This window comes from Pseudomonas sp. 43NM1 (assembly GCF_002836905.1).
GTDB classification, from domain to species: Bacteria; Pseudomonadota; Gammaproteobacteria; order Pseudomonadales; family Pseudomonadaceae; genus Aquipseudomonas; species Aquipseudomonas prosekii.
The window spans coordinates 1-22711 of sequence record NZ_MKGS01000207.1 but is presented as its reverse complement, the minus strand read 5'-3'; the positions used below and the strand labels follow the sequence as shown (position 1 = coordinate 22711).

Genomic DNA, 22711 nt, shown 5'->3' with positions numbered 1-22711 from the left:
ACCCTGGCCATTCCCGCTCAACGCGGGCGCGTGGTCGGCGTGGTCACCAGCGGCATCGTCGTCGGCATTTTGCTCGCGCGAACGGTCGCCGGTGGCATGGCCGATCTGGCCGGTTGGCGCTCGATTTATTGGCTGTCGGCGGCTTTGACCTTGCTGATGGCGCTACTGCTATTGCGCGTGTTGCCGAAGCACGAAGCCGCGCAACCGGCACATTCTTACGCGGCGCTGATCGGCTCGGTGTTTACGCTGTTTAAAGAAGAACCGGTGCTGCGCCAACGGGCGATACTCGCGTTGCTGACCTTCGCCAGCGCAATGGTGCTGTGGACGCCGATGGTCTTGCCGCTGAGCGCGCCGCCGCTGTCGTTGTCCCACACCCAAATCGGATTATTCGGATTCGCCGGTGCCGCTGGCGCACTCGGGGCGGCGCGCGCGGGGCATTGGGCGGATCGCGGTTTGGGGCAATGGACCAGTGGGTTGTCGCTGCTGGTGATGCTCGCGTCGTGGTTGCCCATCGCGCTGACGCAATCTTCGCTGTGGGCGCTGCTGCTGGGGGTTATTACCCTGGATCTGGGTCTGCAAGCGGTGCACGTCACCAGCCAAAGCATGATCTACAGCGTGCGGCCCGAAGCGCAAAGTCGCCTGACTGCCGGGTACATGCTGTTTTACTCGATTGGCAGCGCGCTGGGGTCGATCGGCTCGACAGCGATGTATGCGTGGGCCGGATGGATTGGCGTGTGTTGGCTCGGCGCCGGAATCAACAGCGTGGCGTTGCTGTATTGGTGGCTGACCCTGGCCGCCAAACCCCAGACACTTCCCCATCCCCTGTAGCAGCTGCCGAGCACCGCGAGGCTGCGTCCGGCGCCAATCGCAGCCTCGCGGTGCTCGGCAGCTGCTACATAAGATGCGCGAAGATTCGCGAATCAGATGTGATCCTTACCCCGCAACATGCTGTCCAGCACATCATCGCGGCGCACCCAGCCATGGAACAGCGCCGCCGCCAAGTGCAGCAATACCGTCAGAAACAGCAGATACGCCAAATACCCGTGCGCCTTGCGCAGCAGCGCAAATACTTGGGCATCAGCCGGCATGATCGATGGCAATTGCAACGAACTGCTGAGCATCACCGGGTCGCCAGCAGCGGAGATCATCGCCCAGCCGAGCAACGGCAAAATCAGCATCAACGCATACAGCAACACGTGCGATGCCTTGGCCGCCAGCGCTTGCCAACTCGGCAAATCCGCCGGCAGCGGCGGCTGTTGCGTGGAGAAACGCACCACCAGGCGCACGATCACCAGCAACAAAATCGCAATGCCCAACGGCTTGTGCAGGTGAATCAGCCATTCATGACGTTCAGACACCGAGGCCACCATGCCGGCGCCGATAAACAGCATCGCGATGATCATCAGCGCCATCAGCCAGTGCAACAGGCGCGCCAGCGGGGCGAAATGTTTCGGTTGGGCGCTCATTGTTTAGCCTCCTGTTTAGCGGCGGGCAACTGACTGACTTCGCTGGTGCGGCGCAAGTAGGAACTCGCGTAACCGGCCGAGCGCGCAGCGAGCAATGGGTCGGCGGAGCCTTCGATGCCGGCCGGCAACACCAGCGGATCGTAGTTGATGTCGCGGCACTCGCCGTCCAATTGCGGTTGGGTAGCGTTGAGCACCAACGTCCCGGCGTTGATCACTTTGCGCCCGGAGGGCCAGGATTTGCTGGCGTCGTTCACCGGGTCGTCAGCGTTGGCCAACGTCAGGTTCAACTGGAAACGCAGCGGACCTGCGCCGATCCGTTGCACCAGGTCTTTCTCAAGGAAATCCGCGCCTTCAGGCGCCGTCGCCCCGGCCGCGTCCTGCGCCAGCGGAACCATGCTCCAGCGCACGGCTTGCTTTTGCCCCGCCGCATTCACCAGATAGAACGCGTTGACGCTGTTGTAGGTTTCCGTCACGTAGCTCGCCGACGGCTTGGCCGTCTTGATCCAGGCCAGGAACGGCCCCGCTTCCGGGTGCGAACCAAAGAATGCCGGGACCGCCGCCGGGTTCGGTTTACCGGTGGCCGGGTCCGGCGATTGCGCTTGCTGCAACTGATAAAACGCCTCGGGCGTGCCCACCGGGAACACCGGCATGCTGTTCATCCCGGTGCGCCACTGTTGGCCATTGGCCTGGGTGAAACGTAATGCCAGGCTGCGGATCGGCACACTGCTGTCGGGCGCGTACGGGCTGCCCGCCGGTAACGCAAAACGGCCGACCACCGGGGTCTGCGGGTCGTTGAACACTTGCGCGCTGGAATAGCTGCGCGCTTCCCCGCTGCTCTCGAAATGACCGATCACGCACACGCCTTTCGAGTGATTACGGCGGAAACCCGGGTGCACGCCGTTGTTGGTTTCGAGCACGTTGATCAATTTTTTCGGGGTCAGCCGTTGTGGGTCAAAAGTGCCGTTGACGTAGGCAAAAGCCCCGGCAACTGCCGCGACGATCACGCCGATGCCAGCCAGGCGCGCAATCAGGCTGGCGCTGCTCAGCGGCGGCCGGTTGGGCGGTGTTGAGCGATCTACCATGAAAGACTCCAGGGCCAGCGGCCACAAGTGAGAAGAATCAGCCAGACGCACCCCGCGCAGGTTTATTCCATCGCCCGGTATTTATTTTTGCGGGCGTGGAATAACCTCGAATGCCGTACGTCTTCCTAGTCCTAGCGTAGTGACTGGCCGGAACTTCATGCACGATATCGACGAACAACTGCGGGAAATCATTCCCAGACTGCGCCGGTTTGCCGTGTCGTTGACGCGCAACTCCAGCGGCGCCGACGATCTGGTCCAGGCCAGTCTGGAAAAAGCGCTGTCGAGTTGGAGCGACAAACGCCCCGACGGCGACCTGCGCGCCTGGCTGTTTGCGATTCTGTATCGGCAGTTTCTCGACGCGCACCGGCGCTCCCGGCGTTACGCGCGCATGCTCGAATTCTTTACCGGACGTGACGATGCGCAGCCCTCGGTCGAACGCACGGTGATCGCCCAATCGACCCTGCAAGCCTTCGACCAGCTCAACACCGAACAGCGCGCGTTGCTGCTCTGGGTGTCGGTCGAAGGCCTGACGTATAAAGAGGTCGCCGAGATTCTCGGCGTCCCGACTGGCACCGTGATGTCCCGCCTGTCCCGCGCCCGCCAGGCCTTGCGCGAACTCAGCGACGGCGAAATCAGCCGCCCTTCCCTGCGGAGACTCAAATGATCAGCATGCCCCCAAGCGAGCGTGACCTACACGCCTACGTCGACCACCAACTCAGCGACGCCGACCGACGTCTGGTGGAGACTTTTCTGACAAGCAACGCCGACGTTTGCGCACAGGTACGCGCCTGGCAACAGGACGCCCAGCAACTGCGCGCGGCGCTGAGTGGCGCGTTGCAGCAGACGGCTAATCCGCAGCTTGACCCGGCGCTGATTCGCCAACGCCTGAAACGTCAGTCCCGACGCAATCTGGCCAGCGCGGCGGTGTTGCTGATTGCAGTCAGTGTCGGCGGTTTTGGTGGCTGGAAAGCACGCGAGATCGCCCTCGTCAGCGCCCAGCCGCCCATGGCCGATGCGATGCAGGCGTACCGCTTGTTTGCGCAGCAAGGCGTGATGCCGGCGGACTACAAAGTCAGCGATGACGGCGATATGCAGCGTTGGCTCGACCGCTATTTCACCCAGGCCAATCGCCTGCCGGACCTGGCGAACGCAGGGTTCAAACCGGTCAGCGGGCGCCTGCTCAGCACCGAGCAAGGGCCGGCGGCGATGGTGGTTTATGAGGACGCGGGCGGGCACAAGATCAGTTTCTACGTGCGCCCACCGGGACCAAAAAACTACCTGCTGCCGCGCGGCAGTCGCAGCGATGGCGAGTTGCAGGCCGAGTACTGGTCGGGCGCCGGATACAACTACGCAATGGTCAGCCCGAACGACACGCCAGCGGCGCAACTGCTCAAGCAAACACAGCAGTTTTAGCCACAGACAAAACCCTGTGGGAGCAGCGTCGTTCAAAAGATATTGCAATCAACCCAATCCACTGTGGGAGCGAGCTTGCTCGCGATAGCAATTTGTCAGCCGCCATCCCCGGTGAATGAACCGACGCTTTCGCGAGCAGGCTCACTCCTGCATTGAGTTTGGGCGGTAGTCAAAATCCGACATCCAGCACCACGCTGTCCTGATAGGTCCCGGCCGGCGGGGTGTTTTGGTCGCCGTAGATTTTCGCGTTGTAGTTGAACACCTGGCTGCCGGTGCCGAGGCCGTTACCGGGATTGACCTCGGCATCGGTGCTGGCTCGCCGCGCTGCGCCGACACTGCCCCAGCGCGTGGTGCCGGCGCTTTTGAAAATGTCATAGGCCAGATAATTCCCGCCGGAAACCATCCGCCGACGCCCACCGACGCTGACGGCTTGCTGGCCATCGCTCAGCCCCACGGTATAAGCGCTGCCCTTGGTGCAGGCCAGGTTGATGGTCTGGCCGGTGACCGGGGCAAACGCGCTGATCACCGGGGCGCTGCCGAAGTTGATGTTCGGCGCGGTGATCGTGCAGTCATTCGCCACAGTCAGGTTGACCGTCAACGTGGTGTTGCCGCTGCCGATGTCGCGCCCCACGCAGATATTGCCAATGCCGAGGCCGGAACAATAATTCCAGCTCCAGGCAATGCTCAGGGTTTCGCTGTAGATCCCCGCTGCGACGTTGCTGCCGATGGTCGTGCGTAAAAAAATCGGCGCAGTCTTGGGCACCACGCTGCCAAGCAATCCCAGCGCGTCGATGATGCCATTGCGGGCGAAATCGAAGGCAACGCCTCGGGTCAGCGGGTAGCTGGTGGAATTGTTGGCGTACAGCGTGTAGTTGATGATGTCGCCGGTCGGGCCGCGCAGGCCGCTTTGGCTGGAGGTGACGGTGGCGTAGAAATGGTCATTGGCGGACAGCAACGACAACAAAGAACCGGTGCAGCTCAACCCGGCGTTGAGGCTCGAACTGCTCTGCACCGTGGTGCGCACCGCGATCGAACTCAGCGAACCGAACGCGACCGGCGTGGTGCTGACCACCGAGCACAGCGCCCACACCGAACCCGGCAAGCACAGCGCCAGCAACGCGAAGAAACACCTGACCATTGGCCTGATCATTGGCAAACCAGCGGCCCGATCAACGGGATCTGCGCCTGCTGCATGTCCACGGCAAATTGCACCTGACAGTGGCTGCCATCGGCCAGCGTCACGCGCAAACGGTTCTGCGCCTGAAGGTTTTCCAAGTACACCAGCCCGTCCCAACCGACCACGGTTTGCGCGCCACTTTGCTCATGCACAACGCCGCTGCCCAGCGGCAATTCCTGCTGCCGCACGTCCACCAGCACAATGCTCGCGGCGACCACCCGCTGCAGCGGAAACTCCAGCAGATAACCGCTGCCGCGGCGCACCGCAATCCGCTGTGCGACATTAGGGCTGCGCACGTTGGCCGGCAGGTTGAGTGGATCGATTTCATATTTGCCACGGTAATAAGCGCTGCTCCACGGCACCAGAAGATGGCCATTGCGATCGGTCTGGCCGACCTGCTGATTCTCGTAGCGCACCGGAATATCGGCGTAGCCGTCGGTGCTGACCACCACAAACGCGTCGTCGATGCGATTGGCGGCGAACGCCTGACGGTCCATCCACACCAGCGAGCCGCTGGCGTTGGCCCAGCGGGTTTCAGCCTCGCTGGTGCCGTAAACGCCAGCCTGCAATTGCACCGATTGCAGGCGCCAGGTCAGGTCGGCCTGCCGATACGCCGGGCCGTCGCCCTGCGCATAACCGAGGTTGAAGCCGACCCCGCCTTCGGTCGGCACCGCGCGGCTGTAATTGACGCGTTGCTGACTCTGCCCGGTTTTGCTGCGTTCGCTGCTGATCGCCAGACTGCCGCGCAGGTCGAACGGAATCACCAGTTGCGCCTGCACTGCCCAGTTGCTGTCACCGATCTCGCGGTTGCCCGACAGGTAGAAACTGGTGTTGCGCCACAGCGGTTTGCTCCACGTCAGGTTAAGCAGACGCGTGCGCGAATCGTCCGCCGCGCGCACATCGAAATAACCGACGCCGAGGCTGCCCCACGTGTCGAGATTGAGGCTCAGGGTCGCCTGCTCGCTGCGCTTGCTGAGGGTCGCGTAAGGGCTGTCGGCCACCGTCAGGTCGGCATAGTTTTCATGCCGTTGCAGCCGCTGATAAGAAAAGCTGTAGCGCTGACTGCTGTACTGATAACCGAGGCTCAACTGCTGGCCGTTTTCGCCGTCGAACTGGCTTTGACTGAGTGCGGTGTTGAGCACGCCGAAATTGCCCAGGCGCACATTACCGCCGAGACCACCGAGGGTCAGGGCTTGCGATGCTTCGGCGTGGCTCTCCAGCGTAAAGTTGTCGCTGACGCCGTAACGCAAACTGCCGGACGTGACGCCGGAACCGTAACCGAAATCCTTGAGGCCGTAGTTGCGCCGCAACGTACCGGCGGCCACGGAAAAATCGCTCAGACCTTTTTGCAGCAGACTGCTGGTGACGTAGAACGGCACCGTGGTCGAAACCTGGCGACCCAAGGCGTCGGTGGTAACCACCACGGCCTCGCCAGCGCCGTTGATGAACGGGATATTGGTCAGCGTGTACGGCCCCGGTTGCAGGTCGGCGCTGCTGGATTTGTAGCCGTTGATGAACAGATCGACCGAGGACGGCACCGCCGCTTCCCCGGCAAATTGCGGCAGCGGGTATGTCACCAGGTCCGGGCGCACGCCAAAGTCGCGCGACAGTTGCACACCGCCGAGGCGCACCGAACTGCTCCAGGGCAAGGCGCCGCTGACCAGATCGCCGGCCTCGTAGGTCAGCAGTCGCTCGTCATCGGAATAACGCCACGTGGTGTCGTAGCGCAGGTAGCCGTTATTCAGCGTGCTGACGGCGTTGCCCGACAAGGTCTGGCGGTATTGCCCGGTGTTGGACAGCGTGCCCCAACCGTCAAACAGCCGCAGTTCGTTCCATGCTGCGAGGTAGGTGCCGGCATCGTCGGTGTCGTTGAGGTACAGATCGTAGTTGAGCAACGCGCCGAAACTGCTCAGCGCCGGGGTGCGCGGGTAGGCTTCGCGGCTGCCGACAAATTGCTCCGGCAACCACTCCGGCGGCACGTTGACCAGCAGCCGCTGGCCGGTGCTGTCGTACTCACTGTGCAGGCCCGGCAAGCTGTCGAGATCGACGTCGGCGTCGGCATCGACGTTTTCCGGCAGTTTTATGCCACTCTCGCGCAGGGCCGAGGCCGGGAGAAAGAAGCGCCCGCCACGCTGATCGACGGCGACCACGCGTCCGGTATTCATCTGATTGACCACCAACTCCAGAAACAACTGTGCATCGGCCACGGCCTCCATGCCGCTGGGTGGCGGCGGCAAATCGCCGGCCTCGGTGCGCGGGACGATCAGCAGCCAACACACGCAGATTGCCGCCCGGATCGGACTTTGCAAACTGCGAGCCCAAGCGGGGCTCATTCGCGTTTTACGTCCGTCAATGGACCTTGTCCTCCTTGTTCAGCCTGTCTGGCGAAGCCGGGTCGTCAGTGCAGGGGCCGCTTCGCAGCCCGGCGCGAGCAAGCTCGCTCGCCACAGCAGCTCGAATGCCGTGATATCAGCGCAGTGGCGAAATGCTCTGCACCTGGCTCGCCCCGTTTACCCGCACCAGCAACGCCGATTCCCCGGCCAGCGGTCCCGGCGCCGGCCAGCGCATCACCGCGCCTGGCAGCACGTAACCGAGCAACCCTTCCACCAGCGGTTTGCTTTGCCCGCCCTGCTTCAGCGCCACATCGGTCAACCGCGCATGCACCGCGCCCTGATTGCGCACTTCGACATACGAGCGGCCATCGACCGCCACCGTGCGCCAACTCAAGTCGGGCAAACCGACCCCCTTGGGATCACGCGGGCGATTGGCGTCTTCCTTGCTCCACAACCCTGCGCCGTAAGCGAACAACGGCACCGAATAACGCATCTGGAAGCGAATCGCCGCAGCTGTCTTGCCGTCCTCGGCGGCGGGCGGCGTGGCCGAAGGAATCTCGTCGATGATGATCCGATAAGCCAGTTCCTGCCCCGGCGGGACGTCCTTGGTCCGGGTCAGGCGTACCAGTTGTTTTTGCCCCGGTTCGATCTTCGCCACTGGCGGGCTGCCAATCACATCGCGCTGGTTCTGGTACTGGTCGTTGAAGCCGTTCTGGCTCCAGGCAAATACGCGTATCTGCAGGTTGGCCGTCTCGCTGCCACGGTTTTCCAGCCACAACGCACTGGCCTGTTGATCGGCCTCCAGCACTGGATCGATTGGCCAGATCAGCACCGAGCTGGCGGCCTGCGCCTGGGCAATCCCGAAGAACATCAGCGCCACTGCTGCCGCGCGCAAAACCTGTGAAGCCATGTGCCTGCTCCTTGTTGAAATCACTGCACTACCAAGACTGCGTCACCACGACAGCTGCACCTGCAACACATCGCTGTAGGTTCCACCGGGCTGATTGCCCGGCAACTGCACCTGCCCGTAAATCGGCAAGCGAATGTTGTTGGCATCGGTGTAAGCCACCGCCACGCTCTGGCCGACGCCCAGCGCCTGGCTGAATGCCGCATCGCGAAACAACGCATACGCCACGCGATTGCTCCCGGTGCTCAGCTGCAAATGGCGACCGCTGTTGTTGTACTGGCCGCCATCGACGCTCATGTTCAGGGTTACGCCCGGCGTGCACTGCAACTGCACGCCACCGCTCAACGCCACTTGCACCGCACCGGTGGCCAGCGCCGAACGACTGCCGAAGTCGAGGCTGCCGTAGTTCGACACACCGCCGACCACCAGGCACCCGGCCGTCACCGTCGCGCTGACCTGAAAGCTCTGACTGGTCACCGCCGCCAGCGGCAACGGCAGGCTGCCCGCACACAGCAAAACCAGCGTCGGCCATCCCTGGCAAGCCATCGCACTAGAACGTCAGTTCGACGGCAACGGTGTCGGTGTAAGTGCCGGCGGGTAAACCGGCCTTGCCGACTGCCTTGCCGTAGATATTCACGGTCTGCGCCACGCCGGTACTGGCGGCGAGGTTGATCACGCCGTCGATGGCAAGAATCTGCGAGTGCCCGGCGTCGGTGTACAGGTCGTAAGGCACGAAGTTGCCGCCGCCATCGGCCAGCGCGCGGGTGCCGCCGGGCGACTGTCCGTCATGGCTGCCGGCGCGCACTTTGACCGCCGGGATGGTGCCGCTGGAGCAGAGAATCGACAGCCCTCCGCCGCCGCCCAACACCTGCGCGTCAGCCTCGGTGAACAGGCTGTTGGCGACGCCGAAGTCCAGCGCACCGAAGTTCAGCCCCGTGGTGCCACCGGCACCATTGACCTGACAACTGCTGATCAGCGTCAGGCTGGAGGTGATCTGGCCGGTGACCGTGGTGGCCGCGATGGCGCTGGAGGCCAGCGTCAGGCTGAGCAATGACAAACCAATCCTTGATGCAAACATGTGCATGGTGTCCGTCCTCTACGGGGTTACCAATCGAGCGTTACCGTGAGGGTGTCGGTATAGACACCGGCCGGAACCGCGCGGGTATTCGCCACCACCGCGCCATATACCGGGATCGGTATCTGCTCTGCGTTGGTCACGGCGAAATTGTGTTGTTGGCCGATGCTGTAGCCCTGTGTGCCGGAAGCATCGAGGAACAACTGATAAATGAGGGTCTGGCGGCCGTTGCTCAGGCGTCGGGTGGCGCCGTCGCCGTGGGCGCCACCGTCGATGGTGACGGTGAACCCGGTGACCGAAGGGTTGCAGGCGACATTCAGCGTGCCGCTGCCGTTGTCGCTGAGGCTGGCCTTGATCGGATTGGTCCAGGTCGGCCCCTGCTGGCCGAAATCGAGGCTGCCGAGGTCGCCGACCGGCAGGTCGGGACGCGTGCCATTGTTGACTTCGCAGCCGGCAATGATCGTCAGCCGCGCCTGGATCTGCCCGCTGACCAGCGCATACGCAGGCTCGGCCAGCAATGACAGTGCGCCTGCGGCAAGAAGAGCGCCTGTGGCGAAAAGAGCGCCTGTGGCGATAGACGCGCCTGCGGCGAAAATTTTCCAGTGCTTGTCTGTCAGCGCCAAACCCAGTTCCCTCTGGTGTCGAACCCCGGACGATCAACCGGCATCGTCCCCTTCCTTGCGCTACCCGACTCGGCGGGAGCCCTCAAACAGCGCCTGCTACCAGGTGACGGTCACCTTCACCAAGTCTGAGTAACGGCTGACATGCGGAATTTCCGCCAGCCGTTCGATCCGTGCATACAAAGGCAAATCCACCGAACCGCTGTCCGGCACGCGCCCGCTCACCGGCACATCCACCGCCAGCGGAATACGCCGCGCCGGGTCTTGGTAGAGCCGATAAGGGATGGGTTTGCTCTGTTGGTTGGCTCCCGCCATGTAGCGCACGTCACCGACGCCGCCATGCTGGCCGCCATCGACGCGTAATTGATACGGAGTGTCCGGATTGCACTCCAGTCGCGGCAGGCGCGAACTGATCAGGGCGGCACTCAACGGGCCCGCGGGGTCGTCGAGACGCGCCGTGCTGCCGAAATCCAGCACACCCAACTGCTCGATGCCCGCGCTGCGTTGCTGGCCGACCAATTGACAGCCGCGCAGCACATCGACACGCACTTGCACCTGCATTTCTGCGGCCAATATCGGCGTGCCGAGCAGCATGCCCAACACCACGAAAATCCAAAATCCTTTCACTGCCCCAATCCTTGTAAGGGGTGGCTCCTGAAAATCAGGTTAGCCAGCGAACGAAATTTCGCCAGTTATTCGCGGCAATCGGATCCAGCAAAGTGGCGGGGATTTGTTTCGATTTGTTGAAGAAGCTGCGGTACAACGGCGGGAAAATAGCTGTCCACACCGCAGTTTCTCGTACAACCAGGCATCGTTTACCCCTGCGCGCGTGGCAGGACAATTCACCCTTTGGTTAAACTACGCCGCCGACGCTCCACGCGCCGGTCTGCTGATTTCCGGGGTGCTATTTATCGTGGCTGTTCCACCGCCAAACCGTCCGCAAAACACACCGCGCTGGCCCGCGTTGCGCCGCTTGTTCGGCAAAGCGCTGCTCGGCGATAAGGTGTCCGGCAAAAAACTATTTGGCAAAGCGGCGTCGCCCGGCAACCCACGGTTGATTCACGATTACTTTCAGCACAAAGCGTTTGCGCAGGGCTACACCCTCAGCCACAGCCAGCAACGAGTGATCGACTGCATGGCGCAACACGCGACCCATTTGCTCGGATCGTCGGCGAAAACCCTGCCCGGGCTGTACTTGCATGGTGCGGTCGGGCGCGGCAAGAGCTGGTTGCTCGACGGATTTTTCCAGGCCCTTCCGATCGAACAAAAACAACGTCTGCACTTCCATGAATTCTTCGCCCGGTTGCATCAAGGCATGTTCGACAGTCGCGAGCACAACGATGCCCTGGCAACGACGCTGGACACGCTGTTGCAGGATTGCCGGGTGTTGTGTTTCGACGAGTTTCACGTGCATGACAACGGCGACGCGATGCTGATCAGCCGGCTGTTCAAAGCCTTGTTCCGCCGCGGCATTCTGCTGCTGGTGACGTCCAACTACCCGCCCGAAGGCCTGCTGCCGAATCCGCTGTACCACGCGCGTTTCAAACCGGTGATCGACCTGATCAACACGCGCATGCAAGTCATGGAAGTCGGCGGCCCGCATGATTACCGCAGCCAGGCGCGCACCGATCATTTGCAGGTGTTTACCCACGGCCAATATGTCTGGCCCGCGACGCCGCAGCAGCGGCAATTGCTGCACCTGCCGGACCGCGCGCAGCCCTTGGAACTGACGGTCGGTACGCGACAAATGCCGGCGTGGTTTTGCCACGGCAGCACGGTCGGCTTCAGCTTCAGCGACCTCTGCGATCAGCCGACCGCGGTGATGGATTATCTGCAATTGTGTTGGCGTTTCGATCACTGGGTGATTGATCAATTGCCCTGCCTGGCCGAGTGTTCGATTGCAGCGCAGCAGCGATTCATCAACCTGATCGACGTTTTGTACGATCAGGACAAACACCTGGTGTTGCTCGGGCAGCGCTCCTTGCATGAAAGCCTGGGCGGCGATGCGATTGATCTGGCGCGCACGCGCAGTCGGTTGGGGCAATTGGTCGAGGTTCGCGAGGTTGTTTGATTGAGCGGTTTTTTTGCGGGATGGCTGCTCGCAAAACCGGCCTGACCGGCAAACCAACTTCCCGCTATCATGCAGCCCATTCTCCGGGCCGCGCGCCCGACGCCACGATCAATAGCGAATCCCGTTGATGAATACCCTTGCCCAATTGCAGGCCGGTGAACTGGCCGGCATCACCCGCCTCGACTTGTCCTGCGGCCTCAGCGAATTCCCCCGGGAAATCTTCGACCTCGCCGATTCGCTGGAAGTGCTCAACCTCAGTGGCAACGCCTTGCGCAGCCTGCCGGACGACCTGCATCGGTTGCACAAATTGCGCATCATTTTCTGCTCCGACAACCTCTTCAGCGAACTGCCGGCGTGTCTGGGCCAATGCGCGGCGCTGAGCATGGTCGGCTTCAAGGCCAATCGCATCGAACACGTGCCCGGCGCTGCCCTGCCACCGCTGCTGCGCTGGTTGATCCTGACCGACAATCGCATCAGCGAGTTGCCGAGCGAACTGGGCCAGCGCCCGCACCTGCAAAAACTCATGCTGGCCGGCAATCGCTTGCAACAGTTGCCCGAGAGTCTGCGCGATTGCCATCAGCTCGAACTGATCCGCATCGCCGCCAACCAACTCGGCGAACTGCCTGAATGGCTGCTGACTCTGCCGGCGCTGAGTTGGCTGGCGTACGCCGGCAATCCGCTGGAAACCGAAGCCAACGCCGCTGCGCTCGAAGCGACACCGAGCATTGCCTGGTCGCAGTTGCGTCTGGAACAGCAATTGGGTGAAGGCGCGTCGGGGGTAATTCATCGCGCCACCTGGCAGCGCCCGGATCAACCGGCCAGCGAGGTCGCGGTCAAACTCTATAAAGGTGAGATGACCAGCGATGGCTCGCCGCTGCACGAGATGAATGCCTGTATCACCGCCGGCCTGCACCCCAACCTGATCCGTGTTGAAGGGCGAATTGTCGAGCATCCGCAGGCGCAGGCTGGGTTGGTAATGCAGTTGATCGACCCGAGTTATCGCAATCTCGCGGGGCTGCCGAGCCTGGCGTCGTGTTCGCGGGATGTTTACCGCGACGACACACGTTTTACCGCAGCAGTGGCGTTGCGCATCGCCGGTGGCATTGCTGCGGTGGCCGCGCATTTACACCGGCAAGGCATCACCCACGGCGATTTGTATGGCCACAACATTTTGTGCGATGAGCACGGTGATTGCCTGTTGGGGGACTTTGGCGCGGCGTCTTTTCATGCCACCGGCGACAGCGTCGAAAGCCGTGCGCTGCAACGCATCGAAGTGCGCGCATTTGGCGTGTTGTTGGGGGAATTGCTGGCGCGGGTTGATTCGGGGTTGGGTGCTGAACAACGTCTGGCGCTGGAGGATTTGCAACAGCGTTGCTGTCAGCCGGATGTGCTGGCGCGGCCGGGATTCAGCGAGATCGTGCGCGAACTGAAGGACCTGTAACCGCTGCACATTGATGGGCCAGCGGGCAAAAAAAGTGGCAATCGCCTCAACGATTGCCACTTTTCATCAAGCCCTATACGCCTGGTAAGGCTGGTTTAAACGGCTGGATTATTGGCCGTAAACATCAAAATCGAAGTACTTGTCCTGAACCTGCTTGTACTTGCCGTCGGCGCGGATTTCAGTGATGGCGGTGTTGAATTTGTCCGCCAATTCCTTATCGCCCTTACGCACGGCAATGCCCGCGCCGCCGCCGAAGTACTTGGCGTCTTCGTAGGTCGGGCCGACGAATGCAAAACCTTTACCGGCGTCGGTTTTCAGGAAACCGTCGTCGAGGTTGACCGAGTCGGCCAGCATCGCGTCGAGGCGACCGGAGACCATGTCGAGGTTGGCTTCCTGCTGGGAGCCGTAACGCACCAGGATGATGCCTTTGGGTTCCAGCACTTCCGTGGCAAAACGGTCGTGGGTGCTGGCGCGCAGTACGCCGACTTTCTTGCCTTTGAGTTCGGTCAGCGGGTCTTTGACGTCGGTGCCTTGCTTCATCACGAAGCGTGCCGGCGTGTGGTAGTACTTGATGGTGAAATCGACGTTTTTCTTGCGGTCGTCAGTGATGGTCATGGACGACAGGATGGCGTCGATTTTTTTCACTTTCAGCGCCGGGATCAGGCCGTCGAACTCTTGCTCGACCCACACGCATTTGACTTTCATCTGCTCACACAGCGCATCGCCGATGTCCACGTCGAAACCGGCGAGTTTGCCGTCAGCGGTTTTCATCGAGAATGGCGGATACCCGGCTTCAATGCCGATGCGGATCGGCTTGGCATCGTCAGCCACAGCGCTGAGGGACAACATCGACAGTGCCAGGGCACCAAACATCACTAGCTTGTTCATTTATAACTCCATGGTGTGCGGAGGTTTTTATTGGCAGCTTTAGAGTGGCAGTTTCGATGGATGAAGATCGAAAGTGGCCGCAGTCTAGAGTGGCTTTGGGCCAGCCAATTATCTATAAGCGACAAATACTTATAGAAAAAGCCAAGTATTACCCACACACCCGTAGGAGCGAGGCTTGCCCGCGAAGGCGTTGTGTCAGCCAACATAAATGTCGAACACGACGAGCCTCTGTGGGAGCAAGGCTTGCCCGCGAAAGCGGTGTGTCAGCCAACATAAATGTCGAACACGACGAGCCCCTGTAGGAGCGAGGCTTGCCCGCGAAGGCGTTGTGTCAGCCAACATTGGTGTTGGATCTGACGGCCTCTTCGCGGGCAAGCCTCGCTCCTACAGGGTTATCGTTTTATGGCAGGTCATCGATTATCGGCAGGTCAGCATTCGCAGCCAATCGCCCCGCTAACCGCTTCCACGTTTAGCGCAAACCCTTCATCCAGCCACCCGGTAACCCCGCCGATCATTTCCTTGACCGGGTAACCCAGCGCCGCGAGTTTGACTGCGGCTTTGTTTGCGCCGTTGCAATGCGGGCCGGCGCAATACACCACAAACAACGTGGACGCGGGATAAGCCGCCAGCGTCTGGGCGGTTATCAATCGCCCCGGAATGTTGATCGCCCCCGGCACGTGCCCGCGCTGGTAGGCCGATGGCCCGCGCGTATCCACCAGCACGAAATCCACCTCGCCAGCCTCCTGGCTGCCGTAGACGTCGGAACAATCGGTTTCAAACGTCAGACGATTGCTGAAATGCATGAGGGCAATCGCGGACGGGGCGGCGGGGATTTGGCGAACCAGACTGGTCATGGTGTGTAGTCCTTGGTAGCGGTGGGTGTAGGCAAACTTTATCTGCCGGACACTTGCCGCTACAGTGGCGCACAAGACACTTACCGGGAAGTTTCCGCCAAATGCCCAACACCCCAGGATTGGTCGCGATTCTGGCCTATGACGGCCTCTGCACATTCGAGTTCGGCATCGCCGTGGAGATCTTCGGCCTGACCCGGCCGGAGTTCGATTTCCCGTGGTACCAGCACCAGATCGTTGCCGTGGATGACGGGCCGATGCGTGCCATGGGTGGAATCCAGGTGCTGGCCGACGGCGGCATGCCATTGCTTGAAACCGCGCGCACCATCATCGTCCCCGGTTGGCGCGACCGCCAGGCGCCGGTGCCAGAGGCGTTGCTGGTTGCGTTGCGCCAGGCACATGCGCGCGGCGCGCGGTTGCTGTCGATCTGTTCCGGGGTGTTTGTGCTGGCAGCCACCGGCCTGCTCGACGGTCACCGCGCCACCACCCACTGGCGCTACACCAGCGAATTGGCGGAACGTTTTCCGAACATTCTGGTGGACCCGGACGTGCTGTATGTCGATTCGGGCCAGTTGATCACTTCGGCCGGCAGCGCGGCGGGCATCGATGCTTGTTTGCATTTGGTGGCGCGCGACTTCGGCACCCAGGTCGCCAACTCGGTGGCGCGACGCCTGGTGATGTCGCCGCAACGCACCGGCGGTCAGGCGCAGTTTATTCCGGCGCCGGTCAGCGCTTCGCCCCGCAGCGATTTGTCCCGTGTCATGCAATGGGCGCGCGAGCGTTTGCACCAACCGCTGGAAGTGCGCGACCTCGCCAGCGAAGCCGCGATGAGCGAACGCACCTTCCTCCGGCGTTTTACCGAGGCCAGCGGCCTGTCGCCGAAAACCTGGCTGCAACACCAACGCCTGGCCCGGGCGCGGGAATTGCTCGAAAGCACCAGCGCCAACACCGAACAGATCGCCGAGCGCTGCGGTTACCGGTCCGTGGAAAGTTTTCGGGTGGCGTTTCGCAGCGTGGTCGGGGTGCCGCCGTCGGTGTATCGAGAGCGGTTTGGGCGGGAGGTGACGACGATTTCCTGAGGTGCGGTTATTGGCCCAATCGCGAGCAGGCTCACTCCTACAGGGTCAGCGTATTCCCGTGTAGGAGCGAGGCTTGCCCGCGAACAGGCCCTCCCAGACACCTGATGCCTCAAAGCTTGCGCAGCAAATACGTATCCATGATCCAGCCATTCGCCAACCGCGCCGCTTTGCGCACCCGCTCGATCTCCGGCGCGACGTCTTTGAGCTTGCCCGAGATGAGGATTTCATCTGGCGTGCCGAGGTAGGCGCCCCAGTAAATCTGCGTTTCCGGATCCGCCACGTGATGGTAGGAATCTTCCGCATCGAGCATCACCACCAGGCTGTCCGCCTCACTCACCTGCCCCGCCGCCAGTCGCCGGCCGGTGGTGATTTCAATCGAGCGGCCAATGCGGTTCAGCGGCACTTTGTGTTGCGCCGCCAACGCCTGGACGCTGGTGATGCCGGGGATCACTTCGAACTCGAAGGTGCAATGCCCGGCATCGAGGATTGATTGCAGGATGCGTACGGTGCTGTCGTACAACGCCGGGTCGCCCCACACCAGGAAACCGCCGCATTGGCCGTCGGACATTTCCTCGTTGATCAGCCGTTCGAAGGTGTTTTGCTTGGCCAGGTTCAGCTCCTCGACGCTGGTCTTGTAGTCCACATCGCCACGCTCGCGCTCGGGGCTGTGGGCTTCGACAAAACGATAATCGTGTTCGGTGATGTAGCGTTCGCAGATCTCGCGGCGCAGGTCGATCAACTTGTCTTTGCTCTGGCCCTTGTCCATGAGGAAAAACACGTCGGCGCGGTTCAGCGCTTTCACCGCTTGCATGGTTATGTAGTCCGGGTTGCCGGCGCCAATGCCGATGACCAGCAAGGTTTTCATCAAATTGCTCCTTCAAAAGCGGTGCCCATCAAGCGTAGCCGCCAGCGCCCGGTGAAACGCAATTCGAGCGCCGAGAGCGGCTCGACATCGACCAGGTGGGTCGCCGGGCTTTGCAGCACGTGCGCCAGTGCGGCGCGAATAACGTAAGGATGAGTGACCGCGATCACCTGGCCCGGTTGCGCCTCCAGCGTGGTCAGCCATGCCGCAACACGCGCGCTGAGTTGGTTTACCGACTCGCCACCGTGCGGCGCCGAATCCGCGTCGTCGAGCCAGGCGCTGAGCGCTTCAGGCGCATGCTTTTGCAGATCGCTGAGGCGCTGGCCCTGCCAACGACCGAAATCACAATCACGCAGGGCTTCGACGACTTGCGCATCGTTGCCAAACAGCTCGGCGGTTTGCCGGGTCCGGGCTTCGGGGCCGCACAGAAGGATGGGCGCCACGTTGCCAGCATCGCGACGGCAAGACTTCGCCGATTGCCAATCGATTTCCACTGATTCATCCGCAGGAAAACGCGCGAGTTTCTGTGCGACGGTTCGGGCGTGGCAGATCAGGGTCAAACGGGTCGCCTGCACGGGTGATTACTCTTGATGGAAAACCAAACGGCAACACGCCGCCAACGATCGGGGGATTGTGCCGCAAGAAGTGCCCGCAACCCACAAACCTTTGGCAAATTCAGTGGCTGAAAGGATGATCTCCGACATGTCTATGGTCAATGTCCTACACGCTGTGTCGACATCTACGTAGCCCCCGGAACACGGGTGTTTGCTCCCATCTCATGCGCAAATCCGATTGCGTGAAAAATCCACTAGACATGTAGCGTGTATTACATAAATACTGTTTTGGCGACTTGTGAAATAAAACCGACACACCCATCCAGCAGGAGCCCGGATGCCGCCTCTCAGAGACTTGATCACCGATCCCGGCCTCGTATTGACGCCGTCGGAACGCAAAGTCATCCGCGCCTTGCTCGACCAGTACCCGCGTAACGGGTTGGGGCCGATGTCGCGTCTGGCCGAACATGCCGGTGTCAGCGATCCGACCATTGTGCGGCTGGTGAAGAAACTCGGTTTTGGTGGTTACGCTGAATTCCAGGACGCCCTGCTCAGCGACATGGACCACCGCTTACGCTCCCCCAGCGCCCTGCTGCAACCGCGCGCTCATTTGCAAAAAGACGATCCGTGGAGCCACTACCTGGCCGAGACGCATCGCTCGCTGATCGAAACCCAAGCCCTGACCCAACCCGAAGACGTGCGCATTCTGGTCGAATGGCTGCTCGACGTGCGCCATCAAGTGCATTGCTTCGGGGGGCGTTTCAGCAGTTTCCTCGCCAATTACCTGCTCAATCACCTGCGCCTGCTGCGCCCCGGCTGTTTTGCCATGGAAGACAACGCTCAGTTACCCGACCGTTTGTTCGATGTGCAGCGCCAGGACGTGGTGCTGGTGTTCGACTATCGGCGCTACCAGACCCAGGCCTTGCGCGTGGCCAGCGCGGCGAAAAACCGTTATGCGCGCGTGGTGCTGTTTACCGACATTTATGCGTCGCCGCTGCGCGAGATGGCCGACCTGATCATCAGCGCGCCGGTGGAATCGGTTTCCGCGTTCGACAGCATGGTCCCGGCACTGGCGCAAATCGAGGCGTTGATCGCCTGCCTGACCTTGCGCAGCCCGGACCTCGCCGATCGGCTCGAAGGCATCGATGCCGTGCGCTCCGACTTCGATACCCATTTGCTTGAGGAAAAATAAGGATGTTGACGCTCCCTCATCGCTCGCCCCGCGACTTGCCGTTTGTCACCGACCACACCGCGCTGTTGCTGGTCGACATGCAACGCGCCTGGCTCGAACCGCAGTTCGACCCGCACCTCAACGAGCCTGACGCCGAGTATTTCCTCAGCCGCACGCGCCAGCAGGTGGTGCCCAATCAACAGCGCTTGCTCGAAGCCTTTCGCGGCGCGCGGCAGAACGTATTGCACACCTTGATCGAAAGCCTCACCGCCGATGGCCGCGACCGCTCGCTGGACCACAAACTCTCGGACATGCATTTGCCCAAGGGCAGCCCGCAGGCGCAGGTGATTGAACAACTGACGCCGCGGGAAAACGAAATCGTCCTGCCGAAGACTTCTTCGGGGGTGTTCAACTCGACCAACATCGATTACGTGCTGCGCAATCTCGAAACGCGGCACTTGATCATCGCCGGTATCGTCACCGACCAATGCGTGGACATGGCGGTGCGCGACGCTGCCGACCGCGGCTATCTGGTGACGCTGGTCGCCGATGCCTGCGCGACCTATACCGAGCAACGCCACCAGGCCTGCCTCAACGCGATCAAGGGTTATTGCTGGATTACCGACACACAAACCGTGCTCCGCCGTTTGCAGGAGATGCAGCCATGAGCGCGCGCCTGTTGCCGGTGCCGATGACCACGATTGTCACCACCGACCTGATCGGCGTGACCCGTGGCCGCTCGTTTCCCAGCGATGAGCTGGAGCATTATCAAGCCGCCGGTTGCGGCTGGGTGCCGGCCAACAGCGCGCTGACCCCGCAAGACGTGATCGCCTCGACCAACCCGTGGGGCGCTTATGGTGATTTGCGGCTGATTCCTGACCTGAGCAGCCGGGTGACCGTCAACAATGGCCCGGACGCCAACGCCCCGACGCTCGATTTCATCCACGGCGACCTTTGCGAAACCGATGGCCGGCCGTGGAGCGCTTGCCCGCGCACGCTGCTGCGCAATGAAGTGGAACGTTATCGCGCCGAACTGGGATTGCAGGTCAACGCCGCGTTCGAACACGAGTTCAACCTTGCCAGCGGCGCTGCCGAACACCTGGCGTTTTCCCTGGAAGCGCAGCGCCAGGGCGCCGAGTTTGGCGGCTGGCTGCTCAGCGCTTTACGCGCGGGCGGCGTCGAACCGGAGATGTTCCTGCCGGAATACGGCAAGCATCAATACGAAATCACCTGCCGCCCGACCCTCGGCGTAGCGGCGGCCGACCGCGCGGTCAATGTGCGTGAAATCACCCGCGAGATCGCCCGGCAAATGGGCCTCGACCTGAGTTTCGCGCCGAAAACCGCCGAAACTGCTGTGTGCAACGGCGTGCACCTGCACGTCAGCCTGCAGGATCTGGCCGGGCAACCACTGCTGTATGACGCCGGCACCAGCAATGGCTTGTCGACGCTCGGCCAGCATTGGGCCGCCGGTGTGCTGCATTACTTGCCGGCACTGTGTGCGTTTACCGCGCCGACGCCGGTGTCCTACGAACGGTTGCAGCCGCATCACTGGAGCGCGTCCTACGCCTGCCTCGGCCAACGCAACCGGGAAGCGGCGTTACGGATCTGCCCGACAGTCAGCCTCGGCGGCAAATCGGTCGCGGCGCAGTACAACCTGGAATTTCGCGCGATGGACGCCACCGCCTCGCCACATCTGGCGATGGCCGCGCTGCTGATCGCCGGGCGCCTGGGCATCGAGCAACGCCTGGCGCTGAACGCGATCACCGATGAAATCCCCGATGCCTTGAATGAGGAGCAACGCCAGTCGCGCGGCATCGTCGCCCTGCCCGCTTCGTTGACCCAGGCGCTGGATTGCCTGCGCAACAGCGAGGCGCTGATCGAAGCCTTGCCGCAGGCCTTGCTCGACACCTATTTCGCCCTGAAAACCGAGGAATTGACGCTGACGGAACAGCTCTCGCCCGCCGAACTTTGTGAGCACTATGCGCGCCTGTACTGAATCCGTTGAACAGGGGCTTTACACCCGCCCCGCGTACACCCTGAGCCGGGAAGCCTCCGAGCACCCGTTGATTCTGGTGTGCGAACACGCCAGCCGGTTTATCCCGCCGGCACTGAATGACCTGGGCCTGAACGCCGAAGCCGCGCGCCAGCACATTGCCTGGGACATCGGCGCCCTGGCGCTGGCCGAACGTTTGGCCGAGACCCTCGGCGCGACCCTGCTGGCGGCGAACTATTCGCGTTTGCTGATCGACCTCAACCGCCCACGCCACGCCCCGGACAGCATTCCCGGGCAAAGCGAAATCTACCAAGTGCCGGGCAACCAGCAACTCGATGAAGCGACGCGCGAGCATCGTCGGCAGATGTTGTTCAAGCCGTTTCACACGCGCTTGCAAACCCTGATCGATGAGCGTGTGGCGCAAGGTCGCCCGGTGCGGGTGGTGGGCATTCACAGTTTCACCCCGGTTTATTACGGACAGCAGCGGCCGCTGGAGGCCGGTGTGCTGTTCGGCGAAGCGCGGCAATACGCGCAAAACGTGCTCGACGGTCTGGCCCGACATCCGTTGAAAGTTGCAGGTAATCAGCCGTACAAAATCGACCCGTTGGGCGACATGACCGTGCCGGTGCACGGCGATGCTCGCGGCTTGCAAGCGCTGTTGATCGAGGTGCGCAACGACCTGCTGCGCACGCCTGAAAACGTTGCTCGCTGGGCCGGATATCTGGCCCCGCTGCTGTAGGAAAAAGCGCTACGTAAAAAAAGCTCTGCCCGCATAAAAACTAAAAGTTGTCCGAACGACTGATAAGGAGAAACGCTTCATGGAAATAGAAGAATTCGGCTACAAGCAGGAGTTGAAACGTAGCCTGACGCTCACGGACCTGGTGGTGTACGGGATGATCTTCATGATCCCGATCGCACCGTTTGGTGTGTATGGCTACGTCAACGCCGAGGCGCCGGGGATGGTGCCGCTGGCGTACATCATCGGCATGGTTGCGATGCTGTTCACCGCGCTCAGCTACGGCAGCATGGCCCGGGCTTTTCCTATCGCCGGCTCGGTGTATTCCTACGCGCAACGCGGCTTGAATCAACACGTCGGGTTTATCGCCGGTTGGTTGATGCTGCTCGATTACCTGCTGATCCCGCCGCTGCTGTACGTCTACGCGGCGATGGCGCTGAATCATCTGTATCCGGACATTCCGAAAGTCGGCTTCATCCTCGCGTTCCTGGTCAGCGCAACGTTTGTAAACCTGCGCGGCATCACTTTCACCGCGCGGATGAACATTGTGTTTCTGCTCGCGCAACTGGTGGTGCTGGGGATTTTCCTGTTCTACGCCTGGAACGCCCTCCACAACGGTGGCGGCAACGGCCAATTGACCCTGGCGCCGCTGTATAACCCGCAAACATTCAACTTCGCCCTGCTGATGCAAGCGGTGTCGATTGCGGTGTTGTCGTTCCTTGGCTTCGATGCAATTTCCACGCTCGCCGAAGAGATCAAGGGTGATCCGGGCCGCAGCGTCGGCAAAGCGGCGTTGATTACGCTGGTGGTGATGGGCGTGATTTTTGTCGTGCAAACCTGGATCGCCACCGACCTCGCGGCGGGCATGGGTTTCACCTCGGCGGACACTGCGTTTATGAAATCGCCGAAATTGCCGCTGGCAGCTGGCTCGCAACGCTGACCGGCGTGGCCACCGCGCTGGCCTGGGGCGTGGCGGTCGCCATCACTTCACA

At 61.8% G+C, this 22711-nt stretch carries 23 protein-coding genes and 1 pseudogene; 11 read left to right on the top strand and 13 right to left on the bottom strand.

Annotated features, from left to right (window positions below; translation table 11 throughout):
* On the top strand, positions 1–828 hold an 828-nt coding region (locus tag BI292_RS27930; RefSeq protein WP_101209934.1), incomplete at its 5' end, for an MFS transporter.
* A gap of 92 nt (positions 829–920) precedes the next feature.
* Here the strand turns inward: BI292_RS27930 and BI292_RS27925 are convergent.
* Both BI292_RS27925 and BI292_RS27920 read right to left on the bottom strand, forming a co-directional pair.
* Positions 921–1466: a cytochrome b gene (locus tag BI292_RS27925; protein ID WP_092270212.1), complete on the bottom strand. Its 546-nt coding sequence runs from the start codon at positions 1464–1466 to the stop codon at positions 921–923.
* Entirely contained in the window at positions 1463–2548 is a 1086-nt protein-coding gene (locus BI292_RS27920) for a catalase family peroxidase (RefSeq protein ID WP_101209931.1), read from the bottom strand. Before BI292_RS27920 ends, BI292_RS27925 begins: the two co-directional genes overlap by 4 nt.
* Positions 2549–2705: 157 nt before the next feature.
* Between BI292_RS27920 and BI292_RS27915 the strand changes: the two genes are divergently transcribed.
* Positions 2706–3212, top strand: coding sequence for an RNA polymerase sigma factor (locus BI292_RS27915; protein ID WP_101209930.1), 507 nt, complete (start codon positions 2706–2708; stop codon positions 3210–3212).
* Complete coding sequence (locus BI292_RS27910; protein ID WP_101209929.1) at positions 3209–3961, top strand: anti-sigma factor; 753 nt, start codon at positions 3209–3211, stop codon at positions 3959–3961. Before BI292_RS27915 ends, BI292_RS27910 begins: the two co-directional genes overlap by 4 nt.
* A gap of 169 nt (positions 3962–4130) precedes the next feature.
* Here BI292_RS27910 and BI292_RS27905 read toward each other — a convergent pair whose 3' ends face one another.
* The 7 genes from BI292_RS27905 to BI292_RS27875 all read right to left on the bottom strand — a co-directional run bounded on the left by BI292_RS27905 (position 4131) and on the right by BI292_RS27875 (position 10667).
* Positions 4131–5099, bottom strand: a complete 969-nt coding sequence (locus BI292_RS27905; protein WP_101209928.1) for a spore coat U domain-containing protein — start codon at positions 5097–5099, stop codon at positions 4131–4133.
* Between the two features lie 8 nt (positions 5100–5107).
* Positions 5108–7471, bottom strand: coding sequence for a fimbria/pilus outer membrane usher protein (locus BI292_RS27900; RefSeq protein WP_101209927.1), 2364 nt, complete (start codon positions 7469–7471; stop codon positions 5108–5110).
* A 136-nt stretch (positions 7472–7607) separates the two neighbouring features.
* Complete coding sequence (locus tag BI292_RS27895) at positions 7608–8381, bottom strand: molecular chaperone (protein ID WP_101209926.1); 774 nt, start codon at positions 8379–8381, stop codon at positions 7608–7610.
* Positions 8382–8423: 42 nt separating this feature from the next.
* Positions 8424–8924: a spore coat U domain-containing protein gene (locus BI292_RS27890; RefSeq protein ID WP_101209925.1), complete on the bottom strand. Its 501-nt coding sequence runs from the start codon at positions 8922–8924 to the stop codon at positions 8424–8426.
* Between the two features lie 4 nt (positions 8925–8928).
* Complete coding sequence (locus BI292_RS27885; protein WP_101209924.1) at positions 8929–9462, bottom strand: spore coat U domain-containing protein; 534 nt, start codon at positions 9460–9462, stop codon at positions 8929–8931.
* A gap of 20 nt (positions 9463–9482) precedes the next feature.
* Complete coding sequence (locus BI292_RS27880) at positions 9483–10028, bottom strand: spore coat U domain-containing protein (protein ID WP_101209933.1); 546 nt, start codon at positions 10026–10028, stop codon at positions 9483–9485.
* Positions 10029–10172: 144 nt separating this feature from the next.
* A complete protein-coding gene (locus tag BI292_RS27875; RefSeq protein ID WP_092281424.1) occupies positions 10173–10667 on the bottom strand; it encodes a spore coat U domain-containing protein in 495 nt (164 codons plus the stop codon).
* 319 nt (positions 10668–10986) lie between these two features.
* Between BI292_RS27875 and zapE the strand changes: the two genes are divergently transcribed.
* Positions 10987–12144: a cell division protein ZapE gene (zapE, locus tag BI292_RS27870; protein WP_101209932.1), complete on the top strand. Its 1158-nt coding sequence runs from the start codon at positions 10987–10989 to the stop codon at positions 12142–12144.
* Between the two features lie 127 nt (positions 12145–12271).
* Complete coding sequence (locus BI292_RS27865; protein WP_101209923.1) at positions 12272–13585, top strand: leucine-rich repeat-containing protein kinase family protein; 1314 nt, start codon at positions 12272–12274, stop codon at positions 13583–13585.
* Positions 13586–13693: 108 nt separating this feature from the next.
* On the opposite strand, the gene BI292_RS27860 is transcribed toward BI292_RS27865, so the two are convergent.
* Together BI292_RS27860 and BI292_RS27855 are read right to left on the bottom strand one after the other, a co-directional pair.
* Positions 13694–14473, bottom strand: coding sequence for an ABC transporter substrate-binding protein (locus BI292_RS27860; RefSeq protein WP_092270244.1), 780 nt, complete (start codon positions 14471–14473; stop codon positions 13694–13696).
* Between the two features lie 428 nt (positions 14474–14901).
* Positions 14902–15327 (bottom strand): rhodanese-like domain-containing protein, encoded by a 426-nt coding sequence (locus tag BI292_RS27855; protein WP_101209922.1) that lies wholly within the window; start codon positions 15325–15327, stop codon positions 14902–14904.
* Positions 15328–15428: 101 nt separating this feature from the next.
* Here BI292_RS27855 and ftrA point away from each other — a divergent pair, with 101 nt between their 5' ends.
* Positions 15429–16403 carry a transcriptional regulator FtrA gene (gene ftrA, locus BI292_RS27850; RefSeq protein WP_101209921.1) on the top strand — a complete coding sequence of 325 codons (975 nt, stop codon included), beginning with the start codon at positions 15429–15431 and terminating at the stop codon, positions 16401–16403.
* Between the two features lie 109 nt (positions 16404–16512).
* Here ftrA and cobF read toward each other — a convergent pair whose 3' ends face one another.
* Both cobF and BI292_RS27840 read right to left on the bottom strand, forming a co-directional pair.
* Positions 16513–17268 carry a precorrin-6A synthase (deacetylating) gene (gene cobF, locus BI292_RS27845; RefSeq protein WP_101209920.1) on the bottom strand — a complete coding sequence of 252 codons (756 nt, stop codon included), beginning with the start codon at positions 17266–17268 and terminating at the stop codon, positions 16513–16515.
* A complete protein-coding gene (locus tag BI292_RS27840; RefSeq protein ID WP_101209919.1) occupies positions 17268–17840 on the bottom strand; it encodes a histidine phosphatase family protein in 573 nt (190 codons plus the stop codon). Before BI292_RS27840 ends, cobF begins: the two co-directional genes overlap by 1 nt.
* Before the next feature lie 316 nt (positions 17841–18156).
* Between BI292_RS27840 and BI292_RS27835 the strand changes: the two genes are divergently transcribed.
* From BI292_RS27835 to BI292_RS27815, 5 genes and pseudogenes are all read left to right on the top strand, one after another.
* Complete coding sequence (locus BI292_RS27835) at positions 18157–19011, top strand: MurR/RpiR family transcriptional regulator (protein ID WP_092270259.1); 855 nt, start codon at positions 18157–18159, stop codon at positions 19009–19011.
* Between the two features lie 2 nt (positions 19012–19013).
* Positions 19014–19658 (top strand): isochorismatase family cysteine hydrolase, encoded by a 645-nt coding sequence (locus tag BI292_RS27830; protein WP_101209918.1) that lies wholly within the window; start codon positions 19014–19016, stop codon positions 19656–19658.
* Positions 19655–20986 (top strand): glutamine synthetase family protein, encoded by a 1332-nt coding sequence (locus BI292_RS27825; RefSeq protein ID WP_101209917.1) that lies wholly within the window; start codon positions 19655–19657, stop codon positions 20984–20986. Before BI292_RS27830 ends, BI292_RS27825 begins: the two co-directional genes overlap by 4 nt.
* Positions 20970–21722, top strand: a complete 753-nt coding sequence (locus tag BI292_RS27820) for an N-formylglutamate amidohydrolase (protein WP_101209916.1) — start codon at positions 20970–20972, stop codon at positions 21720–21722. The genes BI292_RS27825 and BI292_RS27820 overlap by 17 nt, the downstream gene beginning before the upstream one ends.
* 79 nt (positions 21723–21801) lie before the next feature.
* Positions 21802–22711: pseudogene (locus tag BI292_RS27815) on the top strand (APC family permease); the annotation flags it as partial.